This is a genomic window from Neobacillus sp. BF23-41 (genome assembly GCF_041106275.1).
Genome location: NZ_JBGBPR010000089.1, coordinates 1 through 1,299 on the forward strand (window position 1 = coordinate 1; position 1,299 = coordinate 1,299).

At 33.7% G+C, this 1,299-nt stretch carries 2 protein-coding genes; both read left to right on the forward strand.

All coding sequences use genetic code 11. The features are described 5' to 3' along the window. Positions 1-171 precede the first annotated feature (171 nt). Positions 172-606 (forward strand): DUF4304 domain-containing protein, encoded by a 435-nt coding sequence (locus tag AB7942_RS30475; RefSeq protein ID WP_369449787.1) that lies wholly within the window; start codon positions 172-174, stop codon positions 604-606. Between the two features lie 142 nt (positions 607-748). Then, positions 749-1,207, forward strand: a complete 459-nt coding sequence (locus tag AB7942_RS30480; RefSeq protein WP_369449788.1) for a hypothetical protein — start codon at positions 749-751, stop codon at positions 1,205-1,207. Positions 1,208-1,299 lie beyond the last annotated feature (92 nt).

The following is a 1,299-nucleotide window of genomic DNA, read 5'->3' on the forward strand; positions in this document are numbered from 1 at the left end:
ACTTAAACTTTTATTGTCTAAATCTTATGTAACTAACGGGTCCAAGAGGTGTATTAGGGGATGGTTGCGGCTATCCCTATCTTCTTGTACTAACGGGGCAGGTTAGTTAAAGAAGGAATAGACGAGTTTGCATAGAATAATTGTCCTAAAAGAACAAAAAGGAGATTACGAATGGAAACTGCGGAGTTTAAAGAGATTGTAGAAGAAATAGTTATTTCTAACGGAATGACCAAAAGAAGAAGTTGCTATTATATGGAAAGTAATGAATTAATGGTTGTACTTGGGTTACAAAAATCAAGCTACTCATCTAGTTATTACTTTAATCTGGGATACATAATTAAAGATTTAAATGATAAACAATACCCTAAATATACTGATGGAAATGTTCGTTTGAGATTTGAATTTGAACTTAACGGCAAATACACAGATGTTGTTGATATTAATGAAGTCCTAAAAGACGAACTTGCTGATGAACTAGAGAAAAACATCAAATATTATGCCTCCCCTATAACAAGCATTAAGGCTTTAAAGAACCTAATTAAAGAACAACCTGTTCTCTTATATCAGACCACACTTGTCACAAAACAATACCTTCAAATTGAATAACTCTTATTCAAGTAACGGGTGCAAGAGTTCAAAATTAGGGGCGCTGCTGCGGCTCTTTTTCTTATTCAATTATCGAGGCAGTTTAGATCAATAAGAAGTGGTAAAATACAAATAAAATAATCTGTATATTGGGATTGATTAAATGGAAATAACAAATGAGGTTTTGGATAAAGTATTTTTCAATGATGGAAGTCTAAGGGATATTTATGTGGTTGCCGTCGATTTAACCGATTGGCAAAAATTTTTTGATTTGATTCTCACTTCTCCTTGGGATATTGTTTTTTACAAGGATGGACAAGCAACAGTGTATGAACAAACTAATGTTGCCCATTTTTTTGAAGAAAACGAGAACCACCGAATTTTAATGTCTATTAACATTAATGGTGTTTTGATTAATTGCCACTTCTTTTCAAAAGATGAAATAGAATTTGACCTTGAACCAAAAGAAGTTAAAAGTGTAACTGAAGCTATTGCGGTATTTAAATTTATGAGAAACCTATCAAAGATTCTAGGTAAAGAAAGTATTCTTACTGGAGAAAACACTCCTGAATATCCATTGGTTACAGTTAAATCAGATGGAACAATGCATATCAATATTTAATAAGGTGCTTGTTCAACTAACGGGTGCTTGTGCGGCCGAGCCTAGGTCGTATCATATAGCGGGTGGGATTCCCGTCGAGTAAGAACTAGCCA